Raw genomic sequence first — 19,857 nt, 5'->3', positions numbered from 1 at the left:
ATATATATATTATTGTACTCGAAGCGGATATAACTGTCAAGATTTCAGTGAGATAGGCGCAATTTTTTCGAAATCGCGCATACCTTTGAAATCGCAAAGGTTGCGCCCTAAAACGACCATAAAAAATACGCATGAAAGAATAAGAAAGAGTGAAGCCGGGAATTTCATAACGAACTCGCAAGCATTTTATTTTGGGGATTGGACTCAATATATGGGATTGTTTTATCATTTGAATCCTATATTTTGTTTTTAATCTCCAGGTTGAATGTTCAGTTCGAGAAAATGCTGGCAGCGGACAATAAGGGTATGAAAAGATTAATTCTGATTGGTTCCACCGGGTCTATCGGCTGCCAGTGTTTGGATGTCGTAAGGCGGCATCCCAGCCGTTTTGAAATCGCCGCTTTGGGCGCGAATAAAAATATCGATCTTCTATTCGAACAAATCAGGGAATTCCGTCCCCGATATGCGGGTTTAGCGGATGAAGCGGCGGCTGCGTCGTTCAAGAGCAGGGAACTTCCTGCGGGGGTTGAATTTATCAGCGGTCCTGATTGTCTTTGCCGTTTGGCGCAACAATGCGAGGCGGAGACGGCCGTCATCGCCACCGTGGGCGCTGCGGGTTTCAAACCTACGTTCGAAGCCATTCGCAGCGGCAAGCATATCGCGCTGGCCAACAAGGAAGTGCTGGCGATGGCGGGCGATTTGCTGATGCGGGAGGCGCGGGCGTACGACCGCGCCATTTTGCCCATCGACAGCGAGCACAGCGCGATTCAACAATGCCTGCAATGCGGACGCTATGAAGAAATTTATCGGATTATTCTTACGGCTTCCGGCGGGCCGTTTCGAGGCAAAAAACCGGAAGATTTCGAGAATGTTTCCATCGAGAAAGCCTTAAACCATCCTACCTGGAATATGGGCGCCAAGATCACGATCGATTCCGCCACCCTTTTCAATAAAGGTTTGGAAGTAATCGAAGCGCATCATCTTTTCGACATGCCTTTGGATCGCATCGACGTGATCGTGCATCCTCAGTCCATCATCCATTCCATGGTGGAATTTATCGACGGCTCCGTCATGGCTCAGCTGGGCGACGCGGATATGCGCACTCCCATTCAATACGCCTTATCCTATCCGGAGCGAATCGAGCGTACGGGGCGCAAGTTGGATTTATTGCAAACACCGCAATTTACCTTTTTCAAGCCGGATATCGAGAGTTTCCCCTGTCTGGGGCTGGCCTACGAGGCGGCGCGGACTGGGGGAACCCTGCCTGCTTGCTTATCCGTCGCCAACGAGGAGATTGTGGACGCTTATCTCAAGCGGCGCATCTCCTTCGGCTCCATTCCGCGTTTGTTGGAAGCGTGCATGAAGCGGCATCGCGTTATTCAGGATTATACGTTGGAGGATATTTACGCCGTGGACGCCGAGGCTCGCCGCATCGCCCGCGAATTGATCGCGCAAACGCCTCTGTTTGTTTCCAAGACTTGAAGGGTTATGAATTGACAAGGCAAGGGACAACGATCAGGGCGGGCTGCACTTCGCTTTGAGCCTATTCTGCGGGGCTTTACCCAATGGAATAATTTATATAAATGTTATAAACTTTAATTTGTTATCTTGATTTTACATAAGAAATTACATCCTTTGAAAAAAATAATACAATGGCATTAAACAACATACACGCCATCATGCTTCCCAAATATATTAAATCTGATTGTTTTATCCAATCTTTTGCAACTAGAGGAATTCCAATCATCCCAACTATTAAGAGTATTGAACTTATAATGGCAAGGGTATACCTAGCCCAATTATGTTTTTTGTAAAGAAAATATAGAAGCGGAGCGAAAATTGACACCCTGAAAAGATTTAGTAAGATTCTATTACCGTATTCTTGAAAATATAACTCATTATTATGGAGTATTAAGAAAATAATCGATGAAACAATAATTAAAAAGATTAATAATTTGCCTTTTTGATTTGATTTTTCCATATTTCTCTCTCTTTCTTTTGTAAATATTTCTTGTCTATAATCGGCATTATTACCTAAAAAAATATCACAATTCATTTAACGGTTTGAGCATTTTATGCCAGATTGTCTTGAAAGTCAAGAAAGATTCGCATAAAATCATCTCCGTAACAATTTTATAATCTATAATTTTTATGGATAATACTATGAACAAAGAAGAACAAATTAAATCTGGAATTGACCAACTTATTGAGCGGGGGAATTTAGATGTAGTTAAAACTATCTTCTCGACCGATTACATCGCCCATGCGGGCGATAAGGATTATAAGGGACATGCATTTATAAAAAAGTTCACGAAACAAATTCGTTCCGCCATTCCAGATATTAAAATTATAAGCGTTGAGTTCCTAGTCAAAACAAGTAATACCGTAACTTGGCTGCGTACATTAAGCGGCACGCATAAAGAGAACATGAGGGGTATTCCTCCAAGCGGAAAGAAAGTAAAATGGCAAGACATGGTAGTCAGCCGTTTTCAAGAAGGCAAGATTGCCGAGGAATGGGTTGTTTCGGAATTGGCGGGCGAATTGGCTCTAAAACAACCTAGAAAAAAATAGAGAGAGGCCGTATATTTCTCTTGGCGGGCTATGCTTCGCATTGAGCCTACCCTACGAATTTCATTGAGTTGAAGAGCCATCCTGGCTCTTTCTTCTCTTAAGAGGCTGGAAGCCTCTTCTACTCTGGCGTTTCATATGGGAGAAATGGAAAGGCGGAAAAATCGTAGAAAGTCGTTATCAAGCCATAGGAGCGATGGAAGTTGTAAACCGTTTCGTAACGATACGGATTATTTTATTGATCTAGGGTTAAGGGAAAAATGAAACACGCGAATTTTACCCGTTCCTCAGCGAACTTTTGGGGAACGGCCATTCTTTATGTATGCTTTTTCGCATCTCCGTCGTATTCGTCTTTGACGTCGGAGTTAAACGAATTATTCACGAAACAGACCCCGCCGCAATCGGAATGGAGCGTTCTCTTCGAGTCGCTCGACAACGGCAAGTCCATTTATTCCCTCTCGCCCAGAAACCGTTTGATTCCGGCGTCCAATATGAAAATCGCCGTCTGCGCCGCCATTCTGCTGCGTTTGGGTCCGGATTTCGTATACGAAACCGGACTTTACAGTTATGGAAAGGCAAGCGGCTCCACCCTGAACGGCGATCTCATCGTGGAGGGTTCGGGCGATCCCAGCATTGGGGGCCGATTTCACGATGGCGACGTCACTTTCCCGCTGCGGCAGTGGGCGGCGGCGCTGAAAATCATCGATATCAAGACGGTCTCGGGGAATATTATCGGTGTGGACGACGTTTTCGACGATGAGGCGCACGGGTTGAACTGGGACCCCAGTTATTTTTCCCACTGGTATGCGGCGGAAATCAGCGGCTTGTCGTTCAATGACGCTTGCATCGATTTCACGGTGACGGGCGCGAAAACCGCAAAAGCCAAACCCTCCGTCTCATTGAGTCCAGATACGAATTATATTACCTTTGAAAACAACGCTCAGACGGTCTCATCCCAAAAGCAGGCATCGGGAATCAGCATCGTTCACGAGTCCGACTCAACCGTTTTTCGCCTCAATGGTTCGATCCGCGCCAAAAGCGTCAACACGCATCCGGCTTCGATTCCCAATCCAACGCTTTTCTTCGCAACGGTCTTCAAGGAAACGCTGCAAAATGAGGGCATCCAAGTCAAAGGGGATGCCCAGGACGGCGATGCCGTAAAATCTCTCCCCAACCGTTCGCAATGGAATTTAATCGACGTTATAAAATCCCCGCCTCTGATCGACCTTATCAGCGTTTGTTTGAAAAACAGCCAAAATCTATACGCCGAACATTTTCTAAAAACGTTGGGCAGCCATGATTACGGGGAAGGCAGCGTGAAAATGGGGGCGCTGGCTTTGAAAGACGTTTTCTTCAAGAACGGATGCGATCTGGACGGCCAATTCATCGCGGACGGCTGCGGCTTATCGCGAGAAAACCGCATCAGCGCCGAAAGCATCGTGCGCGTTATGCGCTGCATGGAAGCGTCCCCTTACGGGAAAATTTTCCGCGAAGCGCTATCCGTGGCGGGAGAGGACGGGACGTTGAAGCGCCGCATGGCCAATTCCGCTGCGGACGGCCGCGTTTGGGGGAAAACGGGAACCATCAACGGCGTGCGAGCGCTTTCCGGCTGCATTCAGGCCAAGAGCGGCAAAACGTATCTATTTTCCATGCTCGCCAACGGAAGGCGTTCCGCCGTTCAATTTACGCAAATCATGGACGACGCCTGCGTACTGGTTTGCGAAAAGGGATAATAGGATTTCATTTTTTTGCGTTATTGAATCACGCAGCCGCGAAAAGGCTCGAATTCCACGAAATTTTCGAATCACGGAATAGCGCGGATTTTTTTTGGATTTCACGGATAAAAAGCGCTTCATGGCGCGATCCTTTGCGTAAATAGTTTTTCTGATTTTTTTCGCGAGTTTTTTTCGCGTTTTCGCGATTCGATGCGACGATCATAATAGACTTCTCCAAGTTCTTCTCGCGCGTAATATGAGTAAATAACGCTAAGATTGGGTGGGGCTCGCTTTGCTCGACCTACCCTGCCTATTTATAATGGTTCGACTTAAACAACTTCACCCTCATCCTCTTTCAAAGGGCGAGGGAATTATTCGCCAATAAGGAATTGGTATAAGATCATGCCCGATTCATTCCGATTTCATTTTCGAACTTTGGCGGATCTGCAAAAGACAATCGAGGAATTGCGGCTCGATCTTCCGGCCAGCGAAGATTTTTCCATACTAGCCAAACCGGTTTGTTATGGAAAAAAAGCAGTTCCCAACCGGCTGGCGAATCACCCGATGGAAGGGTGCGACGGCCTTGCCAACGGCGCGCCCTCCGATTTGACGCTGCGCCGATACCGCCGCTTCGGCGAAGGGGGAGCGGGGTTGATCTGGTTCGAAGCCTGCGCCATTACCAAGGAGAGCCGCGCCAATCCGCGCCAGTTATGGCTGCATGAAGAGACGCTTCCCGATTTTAAGCGCATGGTGGAAATGACCCGCGAAGCCGCCGGGCGTTCGATGGATCACGATCCTTGTCTGATTCTCCAACTCACGCATTCGGGACGCTACAGCCGTCCCGTCAAAAAACCGGCGCCCATCATCGCCCATCACAGCGAAATCCTCGATCCCCGGCACAATCTCCCGCCGGATTATCCGCTGATTGCGGATGAAGAACTCGACAGGTTGCAGGGCGTTTACGTCAAAGCGGCGCAATTGGCGTTAGAAGCGGGATTCGACGGCGTGGATATTAAAAGTTGCCACCGTTATCTCATCAGCGAATTGCTGGCTTCTTTTACGCGGGAGGACAGCCGTTACGGCGGTTCTTATGAAAATCGAGTCCGCCTATTGCTGGAGACGGCGGCGAAAGTACAAAGAGCCGTTCCCGGCATCGAAGCAACTTCGCGCCTGAACGTCTACGACGCCATCTCCTACCCTTACGGCTGGGGCGTCGACCGCGAGGATTACCGCCGCCCCGATTTGACGGAGCCGCTGCGTTTGATCGGACAATTGCGGGATTTGGGATATCGCGGGCTTAATATCACGATCGCCAATCCCTATTACAACCCCCACTACGGGCGCCCTTACGACGATCCCATCGCGGGCGGCAAGCCCTCGCCGGAGCATCCACTGGCCGGAGTCGCGCGGCTGTTGCATCTCGTTCGCGCTACGCAACAGGCGTATCCAGATTTGACGATCGTCGGGACGGGTTTTTCCTGGCTGCGCCAATTTTTCCCCTATTTCGCCGCCGCCGCCATTCGCAACGGCTGGATGACCATTGCGGGGCTGGGACGCGGGGGCTTCGCTTATCCCGAATTCGCCAAAGACATCCTGCGTCATGGAAAAATGGAGCCGCTTAAGGTTTGCATCGCCTGCTCTTCTTGCAGCCAGATCATGCGCGACGGCGGACGCGCTGGCTGCGTCCCCCGCGACCATGAAATCTACGAACCGATCTTCAAGGAGGGACGTTGGAAGGACCCTCTCGTCATCCGGGAGGCCGCCGCCCACTGTCGGCAATGCGTCGAACCCACATGCGCCGCCCATTGCCCCGCCGGAATCGACATTCCCGCTTTTCTGGCCGAGGTCGCCAAGGGCGAGGACCGGGAAGCCTACCGCATTCTCCGGCGCGCCAATCTGCTCCCGGAAATCTGCGGCTACGTCTGCCCGGTGGAAGTGCAATGCCAAGGCCATTGCCTCGAACAGTATGTCGGCGGCCAAGCCGCGCCCATCGCCCGCATTCAACGATGGGCGGCGGAACGCGCCCGCGAAATGAACTGGACGGCGTTGGATATTCCCATCCCGGGAACCGGCAAGCGCGCCGCCATTATCGGCGCCGGTCCTGCTGGATTGTCCTGCGCGGCGGAACTATTGGAACAGGGACATGAAGTGGTCGTCTTCGACCGCGCCGCCCGTCCCGGCGGAAAAACGATCAGCGCCATCCCCAGCCAACGCCTCTCGGACGATGACGCGAAGGGCGAAATTCTTTCCATTTTCGAACCTGTCAGCTCGGATCGGCTGGAGTGGCGCTTTGAAACGGCTCTTGGCCCGGATTATGCATTGGCCGATATTCTCAAGGAAGGCTTCGGCGCCGTCGTTCTCGCATTCGGCCTCGGAAACGCCAGCGGGCTGGCGGGGGAAAAGCCGGAAGGGGTTATGGACGCCCTGGCTTTCATCGAACAGATGAAAGGCAATCCCATGCACAAAGTTGGCGGCAAAATCGCCGTCATCGGCGGCGGCAATACCGCCGTCGACGCCGCCGTCCTCGCCAAAGAACGAGGAGCGGAAGACGTTTATCTTATTTACCGCCGCAGTTTCGCCGAGATGCCCGCCTGGCCGGGCGAACGCCATAAAGCCTTGGCGGCGGGGATTCATTTCGTCATTCTTACTCAACCCGTCGGCTATGAAAAAAACAATGCTGGAAAGCTATCCGCCATTCGCGTCGTTCGCACTCAACTCGGCAAGCCGGACGAATCCGGACGCCGCCGTCCCATAGACATCGAAGGGACGGAACACGCTATCCCCGTCGATATGGCCATCGAGGCAATGGGGGAGACGCTGCCTCTAGAAGCGGCTATAGCGCTTCATCCCATCCAATTGACGAAAAGAGGCTTGATCGCCGTCGATCCGGAAACTTGGATGACTTCCATTCCCGGCGTTTTCGCGGCGGGAGACCTGGTCAACGGCGGAACTACCGTCGTCAGAGCTATCGCCGAAGGGCGCAAGGCGGGACAAGCAGCAGGACATTATCTTCGCGGCGTTATAAAACAGTGAATAGTGACATGTGACGAGTGATAAGTAAAATAAATTAAGCGAGTTAGGAGATACATTCCGCTCGCCTTTTGGGTGATTTGGATGTTATTACTCATCATTATTGAAAACAAAGATTAATATTCTCAAACAAATTGCTAATTGCCGTTTTTAGGATAATTTCCATATAATGACGAAGGGCAAAGCGTTTGTCGCTTTGCCCTTTGCTCAATTTACTATAAGTTTTCTAAGCTATTTCGAGATATTAGTACCGAATTCGAGGTCTCGGGCAATATCGAATCCTAGGAACGGATAATCTTCGAGAGCGGGGGCGCCGCCGATTGCATCGATGCCGCCGTATCCGTTCAGTATATAAAACCCGTCTTTCCAATCATACGCGCCGTCGCCATTCGAGTCTTCCGGATTCAAACGAAGATCGCGGGCGATGTCGAAGGAATAGCTGGGCGCTTCCATAACGATATTGCTGTTCTTCAAGTTTTCGGGTGGAATGGGTTTGCCGACTTCCACGACTCCACCCGGGCGGACAAAGAGTTGGCCATAACCGTTCATTTTCACGAAATCTACGATTTTTCCGTCTTCTACTACCAACTCGAGAGCACGGAAAATATCTTTGTCGCTCACGCCTGTGGTAAATTCGACCTTGACGTTTTCAGCGCCGATATCGTCGCCGAAGGGCCACATAATCCCGAAGCCGTCAAGAATGACGTAGCCTTTGGGGGCGCCGGAAGCATCGCGCACTAATTCAAGATCACGAGCGATATCCATTTCGAAACCTTGAGCAAGAACTTCGGGATTGATCAGCGGTTCGACGTCCAATTTGCCGTTTTTGTTTACATCTTCGTTGACTAAAACGATTCCGCCCGAACCGATCACGACATCGAGCACGCCATTGCTGTTCTTATCTTCCGTATCGTAAATTTTATTATCGTTCAGATCGTCGAAAAGCAATTTCGTTCCGCTCAAGCGCAGGCGATTTTTCGAAGTATATCCTCGTTGAAGCTGGAGGATATCGCCAAAGAAGGGAGCATTTCCAAAGGGAATAATCAAGCCGTTGCCCAGCAGAACGTAACCCGCAAAGGGTTCGTAACTCGTTACAACCAGATCGCGCGCGAATTTTCCGGAAATGGAAATCTTTTCGGAATCCTTCGGATCTTGGCCGCTTTCGCCCAATTTCGATATGGAACCGTCATCCTGCAAAATATAAAGCGGGGTTCCCTCTTCCAGCTGAGCGCGGTTGCCGACTTTCTTAACGCCGGAAAGCGCCCGGGCGGAATCGCCGGAAAGCAAGCCGGTGGTCAAATCGGAAGAAGGCGTGTGGATGACGCCAAAACCGTCCAAAATTACGAACTGGGCGCCGACGATAGGTTTAGAGACTTTCGTTTTGAGGGCGTTGCTTTCGTTTCCCGCCGCATCTTTAGCCACAATGTAGACATATTCTTGAGTAAGGGAAACGGAGATATAAAATGTGCCATTGGCATCCGCCTTCACCGCGCCAAGAAGATTGGATTTGCTGGGCGTTTCGAAGATGGAGACGTTGGCGTTGGGTTCCACCGAGCCGGGATAGCCAAAGACTTGTTGTCCCGTTGCGGCAATCAAGGACGATTTGGGATCGGCGATGGCTACATCCAATTTGACGCGGATGGGATTGGGACTCAGGTTTCCATATTGATCCATTAGCGCAACGTAGTAATACGTGCGGCCAAATACCGATCGGCTGCCGGCGTTCCAGTGGTTATCGCCCAAATCGATGTTGATCGCTCCAGGGAAAGGCAATCCCAAGAGAGAGAGGAGCGGTTGGAAGCCGACGATATCGATATCCGGAGCATTGACGTCGATTTCCGTATCGTCGCTGCCGTCCGCGATGACGATGATGAAGGGAAGGGAGTCATCGGGTAAAGTGTTCGAACCCAGTCCCGGCGCCAACACGCGACGGACGGATAATGTATCGCGGTAGCCTGCGCCCGCTTGATTCAATACGATATCGGCGATATTGGGATTGAAGAGAATTTCCGGCCCAACGCGGTCGAAGCCTTGATCGGCGCCGATTAAAACGAAACCAATATCGCGGAAAGAAAGATCCTCAAGATTCTGGTCAAGCGCGACTAAATAGAACTCAACGACAAATTGACCGGAGAGAGGGTCGCGTTCGGGAATGGTAATTTCGAACTGGCCATCCGCCGCCACGGCTACAGGATCCGCTAACGGACTCAGGAAGGGGAAATCGCTGGCGGGATCATCCGTCAATTTCGCGAAGGCGCCCACGTAAATCCCCGTAATGGTTTCCAACGCGCCGGTTTTCACCGTTTTTCCTTTAACGATATCGTCCATGCCAGCAACTTGATTCGTTACTTGCAGCGAATCGAAGACGATAAGCCCCCGGCTCAAATCGCCAAGATCGAGTCCGGTAAAGCCGCTGGCGTTGCCCGCGCGATCGACGGCTTGGAGATAGACGATCTTACTGATGCCGCCGGGAATCGATATGGCAAAATTCCCATTCGCGTCCGCGATGGCGTTCACGTCCGCCGCATATTGGAGAAGATAGGAATCGGCGGGCTGGGTTGCGGAATCGTTGGCGTTGCTGGGCACTTTATCCAAGGGGAAAGCGTAAAACAGGATGAATGCGCCGCGTTCCGCCTTACCGGTAATTTTAATATAAGGATAATCGCTGACGACGGTCGCGACGGTAGGATTGGCCGTCGCAACATCGGCGGCGACTTGAACGGGATCGGAGACGTTGCCCGCCTGATCGATCGCCTGAACGGTAAACTCTTGCGCTTCCGCCATCACGGCGCTAAAAGCGCCGGATGCATCGGCGTCGGTTACTTTCGTATCGACGGCGGTAACTTCTTTGCCGTCGATAATGTTTTTCGAATAACCGCGAATAATAACTTTCGCCAATGGTTCCGCTTCGCCTTGAACCAGGAACGTGCCATCGCCATTGTCCGCCGCCGTCGGCGTTCCGAAAATCATGGAGGCCGCATCGGTTTCCACTCGCGTCAATGTCGAACTGACATTGCCGAAGGGGTCTAAAACGGCGAGATAGACTTCCTTGCGGGAGATATAGATTCCATCAGTTCCAAAAACGCCGGGGATGGTTATTTTGAATTTGCCGGAGCCGTCCGACGTCGCTTGGGCGATTACGTCGGAGGTCGCGGCGTTGCCCACATAGGCGGTCAGGAGGGAGTAAGGATCGGCGATTCCCGAAATGTTGGCCAAGCCGGAAGCGCCGGGTTTTTCCGGGTTGTCTTTCACATTATTGTTGACGGCGGCCGGAGCGCCGGCGATTTCCGCCGCGATATCGTTGAGGATGCGCGCCGCGAAAACTTTAGGAGTGGCGCCATTGGCGCCGCGATCGCTGCGGGCGGTAATGCGAAGGTAAAGAACGGAATTGCCCGTATTGCTGCTATTGGCGTCCAAGACGGAGAAGGGGAAGAAAGAGCCGCTGCTGGCGAATTGGCCTTGAGAATAGAAGACGGTATCGATCACCTGAATCCGCTTCGTCGCGTCGGGTTTATTAATATCTTTGATCGGTTCGGAATAGACTTCGATTTGGGAGTTGGGAGTAACGCTGCGTATGAGAGTGGAGCCGCCAGCGAACGAAAGCCCCTCGATTTGGTCGACGACAACGATGTCGTTGCCGCTGCCGGTGATCCGTTGCGTAAGGAGCACTTTGCCTAAAAAGGATTGGTCGGACGGATTGTCGGCGACGATATCGAGAAGTTTATTCACGGGAATGCCGATTTTTGGGTTCGCCAATTCCTTATTTTTCAGCTTTGCGACTTCCGCTTGATAGTCTTGCAATGCTTTTAAGATTTCCGGGGAAGTTAAATCCAAATTGACGGTTCCGTTGAGGACGGTTCCATTGGTTTTAACGGCGGAGATGCTAGCGGTGGGGATGCTGGCGCCGCCGACAATTCTGATAGGGCTATTGGGTAAAACAGGAAATTGCCCCGTATACGCGGCGTTATGATAAAATTCTTGACCAGCGGCGGTCACCGTAACGTTGCTCATCGAGGGAACGGAGAAAGCCAAGCCGTAGAGAACGATATCGTTGCCGTCGCGCAGCAGCAACACGTCTCCAAATTCGCTCGATCCCTGAATTCTGACTCTCGCGGCTACATCCGATTGGGCGGAAACTGAGACGGGCATGGCTAGCAATGCTGCGAAAATCATGAAAGCCAGTGCCTTTACCGCACAATACAGCCCGTTATGTTGTAACATCGTCCATCCTCCTATCCAGGCGCCGTCTCGCAGGATCCGACTTAAGACGGAATTTCGAATGTCTTTCGTTTTATCCGAATAACTGAGATGAAGAGCGAAATCCTCAGTTTGTTTACATTATCATGGGGAACGCGAAGCCGAAAGCGACCATCGGCCATATCGCCAACTATTTTCGGTTTCCCTGTCGCCAGGTAAAGCTTTTTCCGCCGCCGCGGCGGGAAGAAAATCCCCGCGGCAGGAATGGGAGCGGTTATTTTTCTTCCTCGTCGGGGGCTACGATCTGCGCTTCGACCGCCTCCGGCTGCAGGTCGGCCACGAGGATATTCACGGCTTTGACCGCGTGGCCCGTCATGTCTTCGACGATGCTTTTGACTTCCCGTTGGATAGCGCCGGCGACTTGGGGTATGGCGTAGCCTTCTTTGAGAATGACCGTCATATCGATAGACACGTCATCGTCGCCGGTTGCGACTTTCACTCCTTTGGGAGCGTCGCTGCGTCCCCAAACTTTAGAAAGGCTGTCCACCAAGCCATCGGCGGATTCCATCCCCGCCACGCCGTTGATTCTGCGCGCGCAGGTTACGGCGATGGTTTCGAACACCTCGTTGGAGACGCCGATATCTCCAAACTCGCGAGGGACGGATTCGTTATTTTCCGCGTCAGTCATCATCGATCACGAAGAGACAAGTTCTTTCATTTGTTTCCCGGCTTTGAACTGAACAATATTCCGCGCAGGAACATCGGCGGATTCTTTGGTTACGGGGTTGCGCCCAACGCGGGCAGGAGTCCGCTTCACTTTGAAAACGCCAAAATTGCGAACTTCTATTCTGCCTTCTTCCGCCAAAGTTTCGATGAAGACGTCGAAGACGCATTCCACGATGGCTTTGGTATAATTCTTTTTGAGTTTCGTACGTTGGGAAACGATTTCGATAATTTCTTTTTTCGTCACGCCGATAGACTCCCGCAAGAATAATGGCTTTTCGCGCAAAACGGGTTATTATCGTTCATCGAATCGAAGAAAACAGGCAAAAACCCTATTATCCGATGACATTTGATTTTGTGCGCCGCTTTGGCGATAAAGTTTCCTCACCCTAAACCTCACCCAGAGGGCGAGGGAACAATTACATTCCTCACCCACATTAAAAGGGCGAGGGGAGGATTTCAAATGTCAACGTTGCTCGGAAAGAAGAATAAATTGCGGGGATGGGATTTGAACCCATGACCTCCGGGTTATGAGCCCGACGAGCTACCACTGCTCCACCCCGCGTCAGTTTTATTCCAATCTTCCGATTTTCATCCGTAATTCCGCTTCCTCTTGAAGGCTCCATCGCCAAAAGGGGGGCGGTTTAGGTTACGTTACCCCAACCCCCCATAATTGTCAAGGAATTTTAATCCTTTTTCCAAAGAAAAAATCTTCTAAAGCCTCTGATTTCAGAATACTTGAATGTCATCGAGCCTTATTCCAGCCGGAAAACGAAGCGCGTCCGGACGGGGAATCAAGGCTTTTGGGCGGGGACGAATGTAACCAGCACCTCATCCGGACCCAAGTAATTCATCTTATCTCTCGCCACTTGTTCCCAGGCGGTATGATCGGAAACGAGACGGGCGGCCCAAATTTTTTTTCTCTCCACGTCCTTTTTCAAATTAAGAATATCGTATTCCAAAAGGTAGAGTTTTTTATCGTATCGGTCCACGCGGTCATACCGGTTGACGAGGGTGGCAAGGCCAACGACGACCGTAACGCCCAAGAGGACGAGCAAAATCCATGAAACGGAATCGTGAAGGAACGCCTTGAAAAATCGCAACATTCTTTCCCCGTCCCTCGCTCCGATTCGTTCCGCAGGCGATGCCGCCGACGAAAGGAATCGGAGAAAACCATCCCTCTATATGTATACTATATCATCCAAAAATTTTCTTGCCGATATAAACGGCGGAATCGCCCAATTCTTCTTCGATGCGCAGCAATTGATTGTATTTGCAGACGCGGTCGGTGCGGCAAAGCGAACCGGTTTTAATCTGTCCCGCGTTCGTCGCCACCGCCAGGTCGGCGATGGTGGAGTCTTCCGTTTCGCCGCTGCGGTGAGAAATAACGTTCGTATATTTGTTGCGTTTGGCGATGTCGATGACTTCCAACGTCTCGCTGAGCGAACCGATCTGGTTCAACTTGATGAGAATGGAATTGGCGATGCCATTTTCGATGCCTTTGCAGAGCAACTGTTTATTCGTAACGAAGATATCGTCGCCGACAAGTTGGATTTTCTTGCCTAATTTTTCCGTAAGCAACGCCCAGCCGTCCCAATCGTTCTCATCCAGGCCGTCTTCCAGGGAAACGATGGGATACTTAGCGCATAACGCTTCGTAGAAAGCGACCATATCCGCCGCCGTTTTATTGGGATTGGCTTCGGCGCTGAGAACATAATTCTTGGTTTCTTTGTCATAAAAGGAAGAAGCGGCGGCGTCCAGCGCCAGGGAAATTTGCTCGCCGGGCTTATAGCCCGCTTTTTCGATCGCTTTTATTATGACGGAAAGGCCTTCTTCGTTGGAAGCGACTTCGGGGGCGAATCCGCCTTCGTCGCCGACGGCGGTATTTTTGCCTTCTTCAGAAAGGACTTTTTTCAGGGTATGGAAAACTTCGGATCCCATCCGCAATGCTTCCTTGAAGGAGGGCGCGCCGTGGGGAATGATCATGCATTCCTGGATATCGAGGTTGTTATCGGCGTGTTGGCCGCCGTTGAGGATGTTCATCATGGGAACGGGAAGCATGAAGGTGGAAGCGCCGCCCAGGTAACGGTAGAGAGGCAATCCCTTCATATTGGCGGCGGCGCGGGCGGCGGCGAGAGAGACGCCGAGGATGGCGTTGGCGCCCAGTTTGGATTTATTGGGCGTACCATCCAATTGCAGCATCAAGCGGTCAACGCCCAATTGATCGAGGGCGTTATAACCCGCCAGAGCAGGAGCGATGGCATCATTGACGTTGGCGACGGCTTTGGAGACGCCTTTTCCCAGATAACGCTTTTTGTCGCCATCCCGCAATTCGATCGCTTCATGTTCGCCGGTCGATGCGCCGGAGGGAACGGCGGCGCGGCCAACGATTCCACATTCCAGAACGATGTCGACTTCGACGGTAGGATTTCCGCGGGAATCCAAAATTTCACGGGCGTGAATTTTTTTGATAGCGCTCAAATTGGCCATGAGAAAAAGACTCCTTTATAATTCGTAAACTTGAATTTATGATATTTTATCCATTCGCAACCATAGCCGCCGAATGGGATTCATCCTATAATTCAATATGAAGAAAACAAGTCAAAGTCTAATATATTCAGGTATTATTGTCAATGCTTCTTACCGTATTTATTTATAAAAAAATGGTGATGGAGATCGAACTAATAATATTCTAACAAAAAGCGAAAAATTTACTCTAGGCAATACTTTTTATCACAAAATTCAAGAATCAAGAGGCTATAATAATGGCGGCAGGTGGGTTTAGGCTAGGGCTAAACGGATATTCTTGCTGGAAATTCCAATTTATGTTACGCAGTCAATGATCTTTAGTTTTCAACCTAGGTATTTCAAAACCAAGTTGAAGAATCGTTCAAAAGATCAGTAAGGATTTCATTTCTTTTGCGTTATTGAAACGCGAAACCACGAATTTCACGAAATTTTTGAATCACGGATATCGCGGATTCTTTTTGGATTTCACGGAAAAAAAGCCATTCACGGCGTGATCCCATGCGCATTTTTTTTATCTTTTTTTCGTGTTTTTCTTTTTCGTTTCGCGTCTTCGCGATTCGAAACGGCGACTTGAATTGACTACTTTAACTTTTCCATCGCGCATAACATGGATTAATAACCTGGCATGAGAAATGGTGAAAAAGAGACCATGAACGCTGCGCTTCTAGTTGCGCATGGAACCTCCAACCCGGCGGGGCGAGAGGAATTCGTCCATCTTGCGGAATTATTCCAGCGCCAGGAACCTAAGCGGATTGTGGAATACGGTTTTCTGGAAAAAACGCAGCCTGACATTCTTTCCGCCATTGGCCGTTGCGCCGAACAAGGCGCCCAAAACATCGCCGCCATCCCCTGTTTTCTCGGCGCGGGAAAACATGCGGCGTTGGATATTCCCGGCGAATTGAATAAATCGCGAACGCTTTATCCCGGCCTCGAATTTCGCTGTGGAGAGCCGATTCCACTTCATCCCAAGATTATCGAATTATGCCGATTGCGGATCGAAGAAGCGGAGAGAAAAGCCGGAGAGGAAGCGCGAAGCGAAACGCTTTTACTGGTTCTCGGCGGGGGCAGCCTGCGGAAAGAAGGAAATGCGGATGTTTTCGCTTTGACGCGGATTCTTATGGAGTCGATGGATTTCGGCGGGGCGGAAACCGGTTTTCTTGCCAGCGTCTCGCCTTCGATGGCGCAAATTCTCGAACATGCGCCGCGGCTGGGATTGCGGCGGATTCTCGTGTTTCCCTACTTGTTGTTTCATGGAGTTTTATTCAACCGAGCAAGGACGATTATACGGTGTTTCGCCGAAAAGACCGGAACCAAAACGATTCTTTCGGAACCGTTGAATGCCCATCCTCTACTATGCGAGGCTTTGCGCCAAATCCATCGGGAAATTTTATCTATTCCGGATTAATATTCATGCCGCAGGCGGTTTAGTCTCTTAAGTCCATTGAAAGACTTGAACTTTAGGAAAAAGTTCATAAAGTATGAATAATCTTAACTTTATGTTGAGAGTGAGATATTTTGGAGCGTTGTCTTCCGATTACCGAAAAGTGGATATTCAGGATTGCGCCGAGGAATTGCAATTTGAAAGGACATCGATCGAAAATAACGAGATGTCCTTTTCCATCGTTTACTGTGAATGAATGGGAATCATCCGGAGTCAACTGTCATGATGCGTACTTTTCTTTTTTTCGCCGTCTTCCTCGCCGCCGGTTTCGGATTGGCGGGTATGGAGACGCGGGGACAAAACGCAGCCGCCGCCCGTCTTGGCGCCGATTTGGCGGAAACAACCCATCCGGATATTTTTAGAGCGAAATTAAAAAAGAAAGTAAAAAAGACCGCCGAGGCTATTACGCAAAAAAAGGAAGAAAAAGCCAAAAATCTTCCCATGCGAACGCCGATGTTGTCTCTATGGAAAGCGCTGCCCATCAAATCCGTATATTTCGATTACAATATGTGGAATTTGAAGCCGGTAGCTCAACAGGGAATTTCGGTGAATATCGACTTCTTGAAGAGCAATCCGGAATGCTACATTCTCATCGAAGGGCACTGCGACGAACGAGGGACGCCGGAATACAATATCGCTTTGGGCGATCAGCGAGCAAACGCCGTAAAGACATTCATGGTGGAAGGAGGCGTTGCCGAAGAGCGTATTACGACGAAATCATGGGGCGAAGAATTACCCGTGGATTTAGGCCATAGCGAAGACGCCTGGGGCCGGAACCGGCGGGCGGAAATGTATTTTTCCAAATTATAAACGCAACCAGACGCTTTCTACGATTTCAAGGAAGCCTGCTTTTCTGGAGCGGCGAAATCGAAACGAATAACAGGCGCCGCCTTTCCCGAAATTGTTCCTCATTGGATGGAAGCCATAATTCAACGCTACCCTTTTTCCAGAAAACGTCTAAGATAAATCGATTTCCGGACGATTAACAGCATTGGCGCCGTTGCGTTAGGGGAGAACGCATAGAGAGCGCATAAATATCCAATAATCATGTTGGATGCAGACAATATATTCCAAACCAGGCGAACATCGCTCATGCAGGGAAGAGAAACGATGAGACCCCATCCCGAAATCCATCCATCCGACGATATAAACGAGGATGTCATACTTTCCGCCATTGGGGAAGGCTCTTCCGAAGGGATCAGCCGCATCGATTCGACGGGAAGAATTTTGTCTTGGACGGCGGGCGCGGAACGCATTTTGGGGTATAACCGTGAAGAAGCCGTAGGAAAAACCATCGACCTGTTCGTGCCGCCGGAGATCCTGGCAGAGACGTACGAATCCATCCGCCGCCAGATTAATGGGGAATTCGGCGTCATCAACGAAGAGACGGTGCGGATTCGCAAATCGGGAGAGAGGGTTCCCATCCTGCTTACCCGGCTTCCTTTGACCAATCCCCAGGGAGAGACGGTATCTCTGCTGGCCATTCTGAAAGACATCTCGGAAGAGAAAAAACTGCAAAAGCAGGTGGAAACCCTGCAACGAAATGTCGCCATGGCGAAAGTGGCCGCCAAAGTTGCGCACGAAATCCGCACGCCGCTGGGCGTACTTTTTCTCAAATCGGATCTGCTATTGGAACGGTTATGCCAAGCCTTTGGCAATTGGGGCAAGGGCGACGGTTCGAAATACCGCGAACCGATTCAAAAATGCGTCTCGGACATCCAAAAACAAATCTCGCGGCTGGAGGAGATCGCCAACAACTACCTCCATCTTTCCAAAACGCGGACGATGGAGCGGGAGCAGATCAACCTGCATACGTTTATCCGGGACATCACGCAGGAATTCAAGGAGCATTATCTGGAAGATCACATCGCCTTCGAATGCTTCGTGGCGGAATCCGTTCCTCCCGCGATGCTCGATTCGCAGCAATTTCAGCGGGTATTCGTCAATCTGGTGCGCAATTCGGTAGAAGCGATCCGGACGTCCGACATCAAAAGCGGCTGGGTGAAGTTGGATGTGCAGCATGACGACCGCCATATCGAATTCACCGTCATGGACAATGGGCCAGGGATGCCGGAAGATATCCGGGAAGCGGCCTTCGATCCCTTCACTACCTCCAAAAGCATCGGGACGGGACTTGGTCTTTACCTGGTGAGGGAGATCGTGGTCAACCACGGAGGAACCATCGCCATCGATGCCTCCAAGGGGGAAGGCACGACGGTGAGAATCAAAATCCCCATACAGCCCGAGGAGAGCAAGTAGTGGCGGTCATGCGAACCATCCTGATTATCGACGACGACGCTTCTTCCCGCGAAGTAGTGAGGGAATCGTTGGAGGGGAAAGGATATGAATTTCTCGAAGCGGAAAGCGGCGAGAAAGCCATCGAAGTATTTTCTTTGTTTGATATCGACCTCGTCATCTGCGATATTCTGATGCCCGGCATGGATGGTATCGAAGTATTGCGGCAAATCAAGGAAATCAAACCGGATACGCAAGTATTGATGCTAACGGCCTTGAATGAAGTAGATACCGCTGTGGAAGCCATGCGTCTTGGAGCGATAAATTACATCACTAAACCTTTCCGTCTCAAAGAAATTCAAGTCGTCGTGGATCGCGCTCTCGAACAAAAAAAGTTAGTGGAAGAGCGAGAAGAGTGGCGCAGACAAATATCTCATTTTTCTGGACGCTTACTAGGCAAATCTCCCGCCATGCAAAGTATTTTTCACATTATCGAGCAAGTGGCGCCGACGCGAAGCACCGTCCTCATCACTGGCGAAACAGGGACAGGAAAGGAACAAGTAGCGCGGGAGATTCACGAACAAAGCCGCCGCCATAACAGACCGATGATCAAAGTGGATTGCGCATCTCTGCCTGAATCTTTGTTGGAATCGGAATTATTCGGTCAAATTCAAGGTTCATTTATCGGAGCTTACAAAAATCGGAAAAGCCGCTTCGAACTAGCTGATGATGGAACCATCTTTCTTAACAAAATCGGAGAAATGTGCGTTAGCACTCAGAAAAAGTTATTGAATTTTTTACAAAATTCCGAACTGGAGATCGAAGGCAGCAGCGCAAATATCCACCTGGACGTACGCGTCATCGCAGCAACCAATAAAGACTTACAACAGAGAATTACGGAACAAAAATTCCGCGTAGACCTCTATTATCATTTGCGAGCAATCCAAATCACCGTCCCCCCCTTGAGAGAAAGACGCGATGATATTCCAATTCTTGCACAGACTTTTCTTAAACTTTACAACGAAGAATTTGGTAAAACATTAGATCAATTTTCTAATGAAGTAATGGACAAATTTTATTCCTACTCCTGGCCAGGTAATGTTAGAGAGTTACAGCACGCGGTGGAACATGCTTGCATATTTGCGAAAGGATCTTCCATAACCTTGTGCGATATCCCTGAAGAAATACGGTCAAAAAGTAAGTTCTCATTTATAAAATCAAATACCCAACAAATAAATGAGGAAAATGAAATCGTTATTCCTCTCGGAACGACAATGGAAGACGCTGAATCAGAAATCATCCGCCAAACATTAAAATGCGTAAAAGGGAATAAAGAAGAAGCTGCAAGAGTATTAGGATTGTCACGGAGTTCATTGTATCGGCGAATACCTACCATACAGCCCGAGGAGAGCAAGTAGT

General features: G+C 50.1%; 14 protein-coding genes and 1 tRNA gene. 8 read left to right on the top strand and 7 right to left on the bottom strand.

Going from position 1 to position 19,857, the window contains the following annotated elements; translation table 11 throughout:
* Positions 1-306 precede the first annotated feature (306 nt).
* On the top strand, positions 307-1,482 hold the full coding sequence (locus AB1656_22140; GenBank protein MEW6238098.1) for a 1-deoxy-D-xylulose-5-phosphate reductoisomerase: 1,176 nt from the start codon (positions 307-309) through the stop codon (positions 1,480-1,482).
* 121 nt (positions 1,483-1,603) lie between these two features.
* On the opposite strand, the gene AB1656_22135 is transcribed toward AB1656_22140, so the two are convergent.
* Entirely contained in the window at positions 1,604-2,056 is a 453-nt protein-coding gene (locus AB1656_22135; GenBank protein MEW6238097.1) for a hypothetical protein, read from the bottom strand.
* Between the two features lie 107 nt (positions 2,057-2,163).
* Between AB1656_22135 and AB1656_22130 the strand changes: the two genes are divergently transcribed.
* The 3 genes from AB1656_22130 to AB1656_22120 all read left to right on the top strand — a co-directional run bounded on the left by AB1656_22130 (position 2,164) and on the right by AB1656_22120 (position 7,316).
* Positions 2,164-2,571 carry an ester cyclase gene (locus AB1656_22130; GenBank protein MEW6238096.1) on the top strand — a complete coding sequence of 136 codons (408 nt, stop codon included), beginning with the start codon at positions 2,164-2,166 and terminating at the stop codon, positions 2,569-2,571.
* Between the two features lie 257 nt (positions 2,572-2,828).
* Complete coding sequence (gene dacB / locus AB1656_22125; GenBank protein MEW6238095.1) at positions 2,829-4,301, top strand: D-alanyl-D-alanine carboxypeptidase/D-alanyl-D-alanine-endopeptidase; 1,473 nt, start codon at positions 2,829-2,831, stop codon at positions 4,299-4,301.
* Between the two features lie 384 nt (positions 4,302-4,685).
* The gene (locus AB1656_22120) at positions 4,686-7,316 is read left to right on the top strand and encodes an FAD-dependent oxidoreductase (protein ID MEW6238094.1); all 2,631 of its coding nucleotides are present in this window, start codon (positions 4,686-4,688) and stop codon (positions 7,314-7,316) included.
* Positions 7,317-7,544: 228 nt separating this feature from the next.
* Here AB1656_22120 and AB1656_22115 read toward each other — a convergent pair whose 3' ends face one another.
* The 6 genes from AB1656_22115 to eno all read right to left on the bottom strand — a co-directional run bounded on the left by AB1656_22115 (position 7,545) and on the right by eno (position 14,714).
* Positions 7,545-11,534, bottom strand: a complete 3,990-nt coding sequence (locus AB1656_22115; GenBank protein MEW6238093.1) for an Ig-like domain-containing protein — start codon at positions 11,532-11,534, stop codon at positions 7,545-7,547.
* Between the two features lie 250 nt (positions 11,535-11,784).
* A complete protein-coding gene (locus AB1656_22110; protein MEW6238092.1) occupies positions 11,785-12,201 on the bottom strand; it encodes an Asp23/Gls24 family envelope stress response protein in 417 nt (138 codons plus the stop codon).
* Positions 12,202-12,204: 3 nt separating this feature from the next.
* Positions 12,205-12,480, bottom strand: a complete 276-nt coding sequence (locus AB1656_22105) for an HU family DNA-binding protein (protein ID MEW6238091.1) — start codon at positions 12,478-12,480, stop codon at positions 12,205-12,207.
* 246 nt (positions 12,481-12,726) lie between these two features.
* Positions 12,727-12,798 (bottom strand) — tRNA-Met (locus AB1656_22100).
* Positions 12,799-13,027: 229 nt separating this feature from the next.
* A complete protein-coding gene (locus AB1656_22095; protein MEW6238090.1) occupies positions 13,028-13,339 on the bottom strand; it encodes a hypothetical protein in 312 nt (103 codons plus the stop codon).
* Positions 13,340-13,430: 91 nt separating this feature from the next.
* Complete coding sequence (eno, locus tag AB1656_22090) at positions 13,431-14,714, bottom strand: phosphopyruvate hydratase (GenBank protein ID MEW6238089.1); 1,284 nt, start codon at positions 14,712-14,714, stop codon at positions 13,431-13,433.
* Positions 14,715-15,387: 673 nt separating this feature from the next.
* Here eno and AB1656_22085 point away from each other — a divergent pair.
* From AB1656_22085 to AB1656_22070, 4 genes are all read left to right on the top strand, one after another.
* The gene (locus AB1656_22085; GenBank protein ID MEW6238088.1) at positions 15,388-16,167 is read left to right on the top strand and encodes a sirohydrochlorin chelatase; all 780 of its coding nucleotides are present in this window, start codon (positions 15,388-15,390) and stop codon (positions 16,165-16,167) included.
* A 258-nt stretch (positions 16,168-16,425) separates the two neighbouring features.
* The gene (locus AB1656_22080) at positions 16,426-17,013 is read left to right on the top strand and encodes an OmpA family protein (GenBank protein MEW6238087.1); all 588 of its coding nucleotides are present in this window, start codon (positions 16,426-16,428) and stop codon (positions 17,011-17,013) included.
* 300 nt (positions 17,014-17,313) lie between these two features.
* Positions 17,314-18,462, top strand: coding sequence for an ATP-binding protein (locus tag AB1656_22075; protein ID MEW6238086.1), 1,149 nt, complete (start codon positions 17,314-17,316; stop codon positions 18,460-18,462).
* An 8-nt stretch (positions 18,463-18,470) separates the two neighbouring features.
* The gene (locus AB1656_22070) at positions 18,471-19,856 is read left to right on the top strand and encodes a sigma-54 dependent transcriptional regulator (protein ID MEW6238085.1); all 1,386 of its coding nucleotides are present in this window, start codon (positions 18,471-18,473) and stop codon (positions 19,854-19,856) included.
* Position 19,857: the final 1 nt, after the last annotated feature.

This window comes from Candidatus Omnitrophota bacterium (assembly GCA_040755155.1).
Classification (GTDB): Bacteria; Hinthialibacterota; Hinthialibacteria; order Hinthialibacterales; family Hinthialibacteraceae; genus JBFMBP01.
Note: the sequence above shows the minus strand (reverse complement) of the source record. Positions and strands in the feature narration are given on the sequence as shown.

What these genes read in the sequence shown, in the direction of transcription:
- AB1656_22110 (MEW6238092.1), bottom strand. Translation starts at nt 12,201, where the DNA reads ATGATGACTGACGCGGAAAATAACGAATCCGTCCCTCGCGAGTTTGGA.
- AB1656_22070 (MEW6238085.1), top strand. Translation starts at nt 18,471, where the DNA reads ATGCGAACCATCCTGATTATCGACGACGACGCTTCTTCCCGCGAAGTA.
- AB1656_22080 (MEW6238087.1), top strand. Translation starts at nt 16,426, where the DNA reads ATGATGCGTACTTTTCTTTTTTTCGCCGTCTTCCTCGCCGCCGGTTTC.
- AB1656_22120 (MEW6238094.1), top strand. Translation starts at nt 4,686, where the DNA reads ATGCCCGATTCATTCCGATTTCATTTTCGAACTTTGGCGGATCTGCAA.
- dacB (MEW6238095.1), top strand. Translation starts at nt 2,829, where the DNA reads ATGAAACACGCGAATTTTACCCGTTCCTCAGCGAACTTTTGGGGAACG.
- AB1656_22130 (MEW6238096.1), top strand. Translation starts at nt 2,164, where the DNA reads ATGAACAAAGAAGAACAAATTAAATCTGGAATTGACCAACTTATTGAG.
- AB1656_22140 (MEW6238098.1), top strand. Translation starts at nt 307, where the DNA reads ATGAAAAGATTAATTCTGATTGGTTCCACCGGGTCTATCGGCTGCCAG.
- AB1656_22115 (MEW6238093.1), bottom strand. Translation starts at nt 11,534, where the DNA reads ATGTTACAACATAACGGGCTGTATTGTGCGGTAAAGGCACTGGCTTTC.
- AB1656_22095 (MEW6238090.1), bottom strand. Translation starts at nt 13,339, where the DNA reads ATGTTGCGATTTTTCAAGGCGTTCCTTCACGATTCCGTTTCATGGATT.
- AB1656_22085 (MEW6238088.1), top strand. Translation starts at nt 15,388, where the DNA reads ATGAGAAATGGTGAAAAAGAGACCATGAACGCTGCGCTTCTAGTTGCG.
- AB1656_22075 (MEW6238086.1), top strand. Translation starts at nt 17,314, where the DNA reads ATGAGACCCCATCCCGAAATCCATCCATCCGACGATATAAACGAGGAT.
- AB1656_22135 (MEW6238097.1), bottom strand. Translation starts at nt 2,056, where the DNA reads ATGAATTGTGATATTTTTTTAGGTAATAATGCCGATTATAGACAAGAA.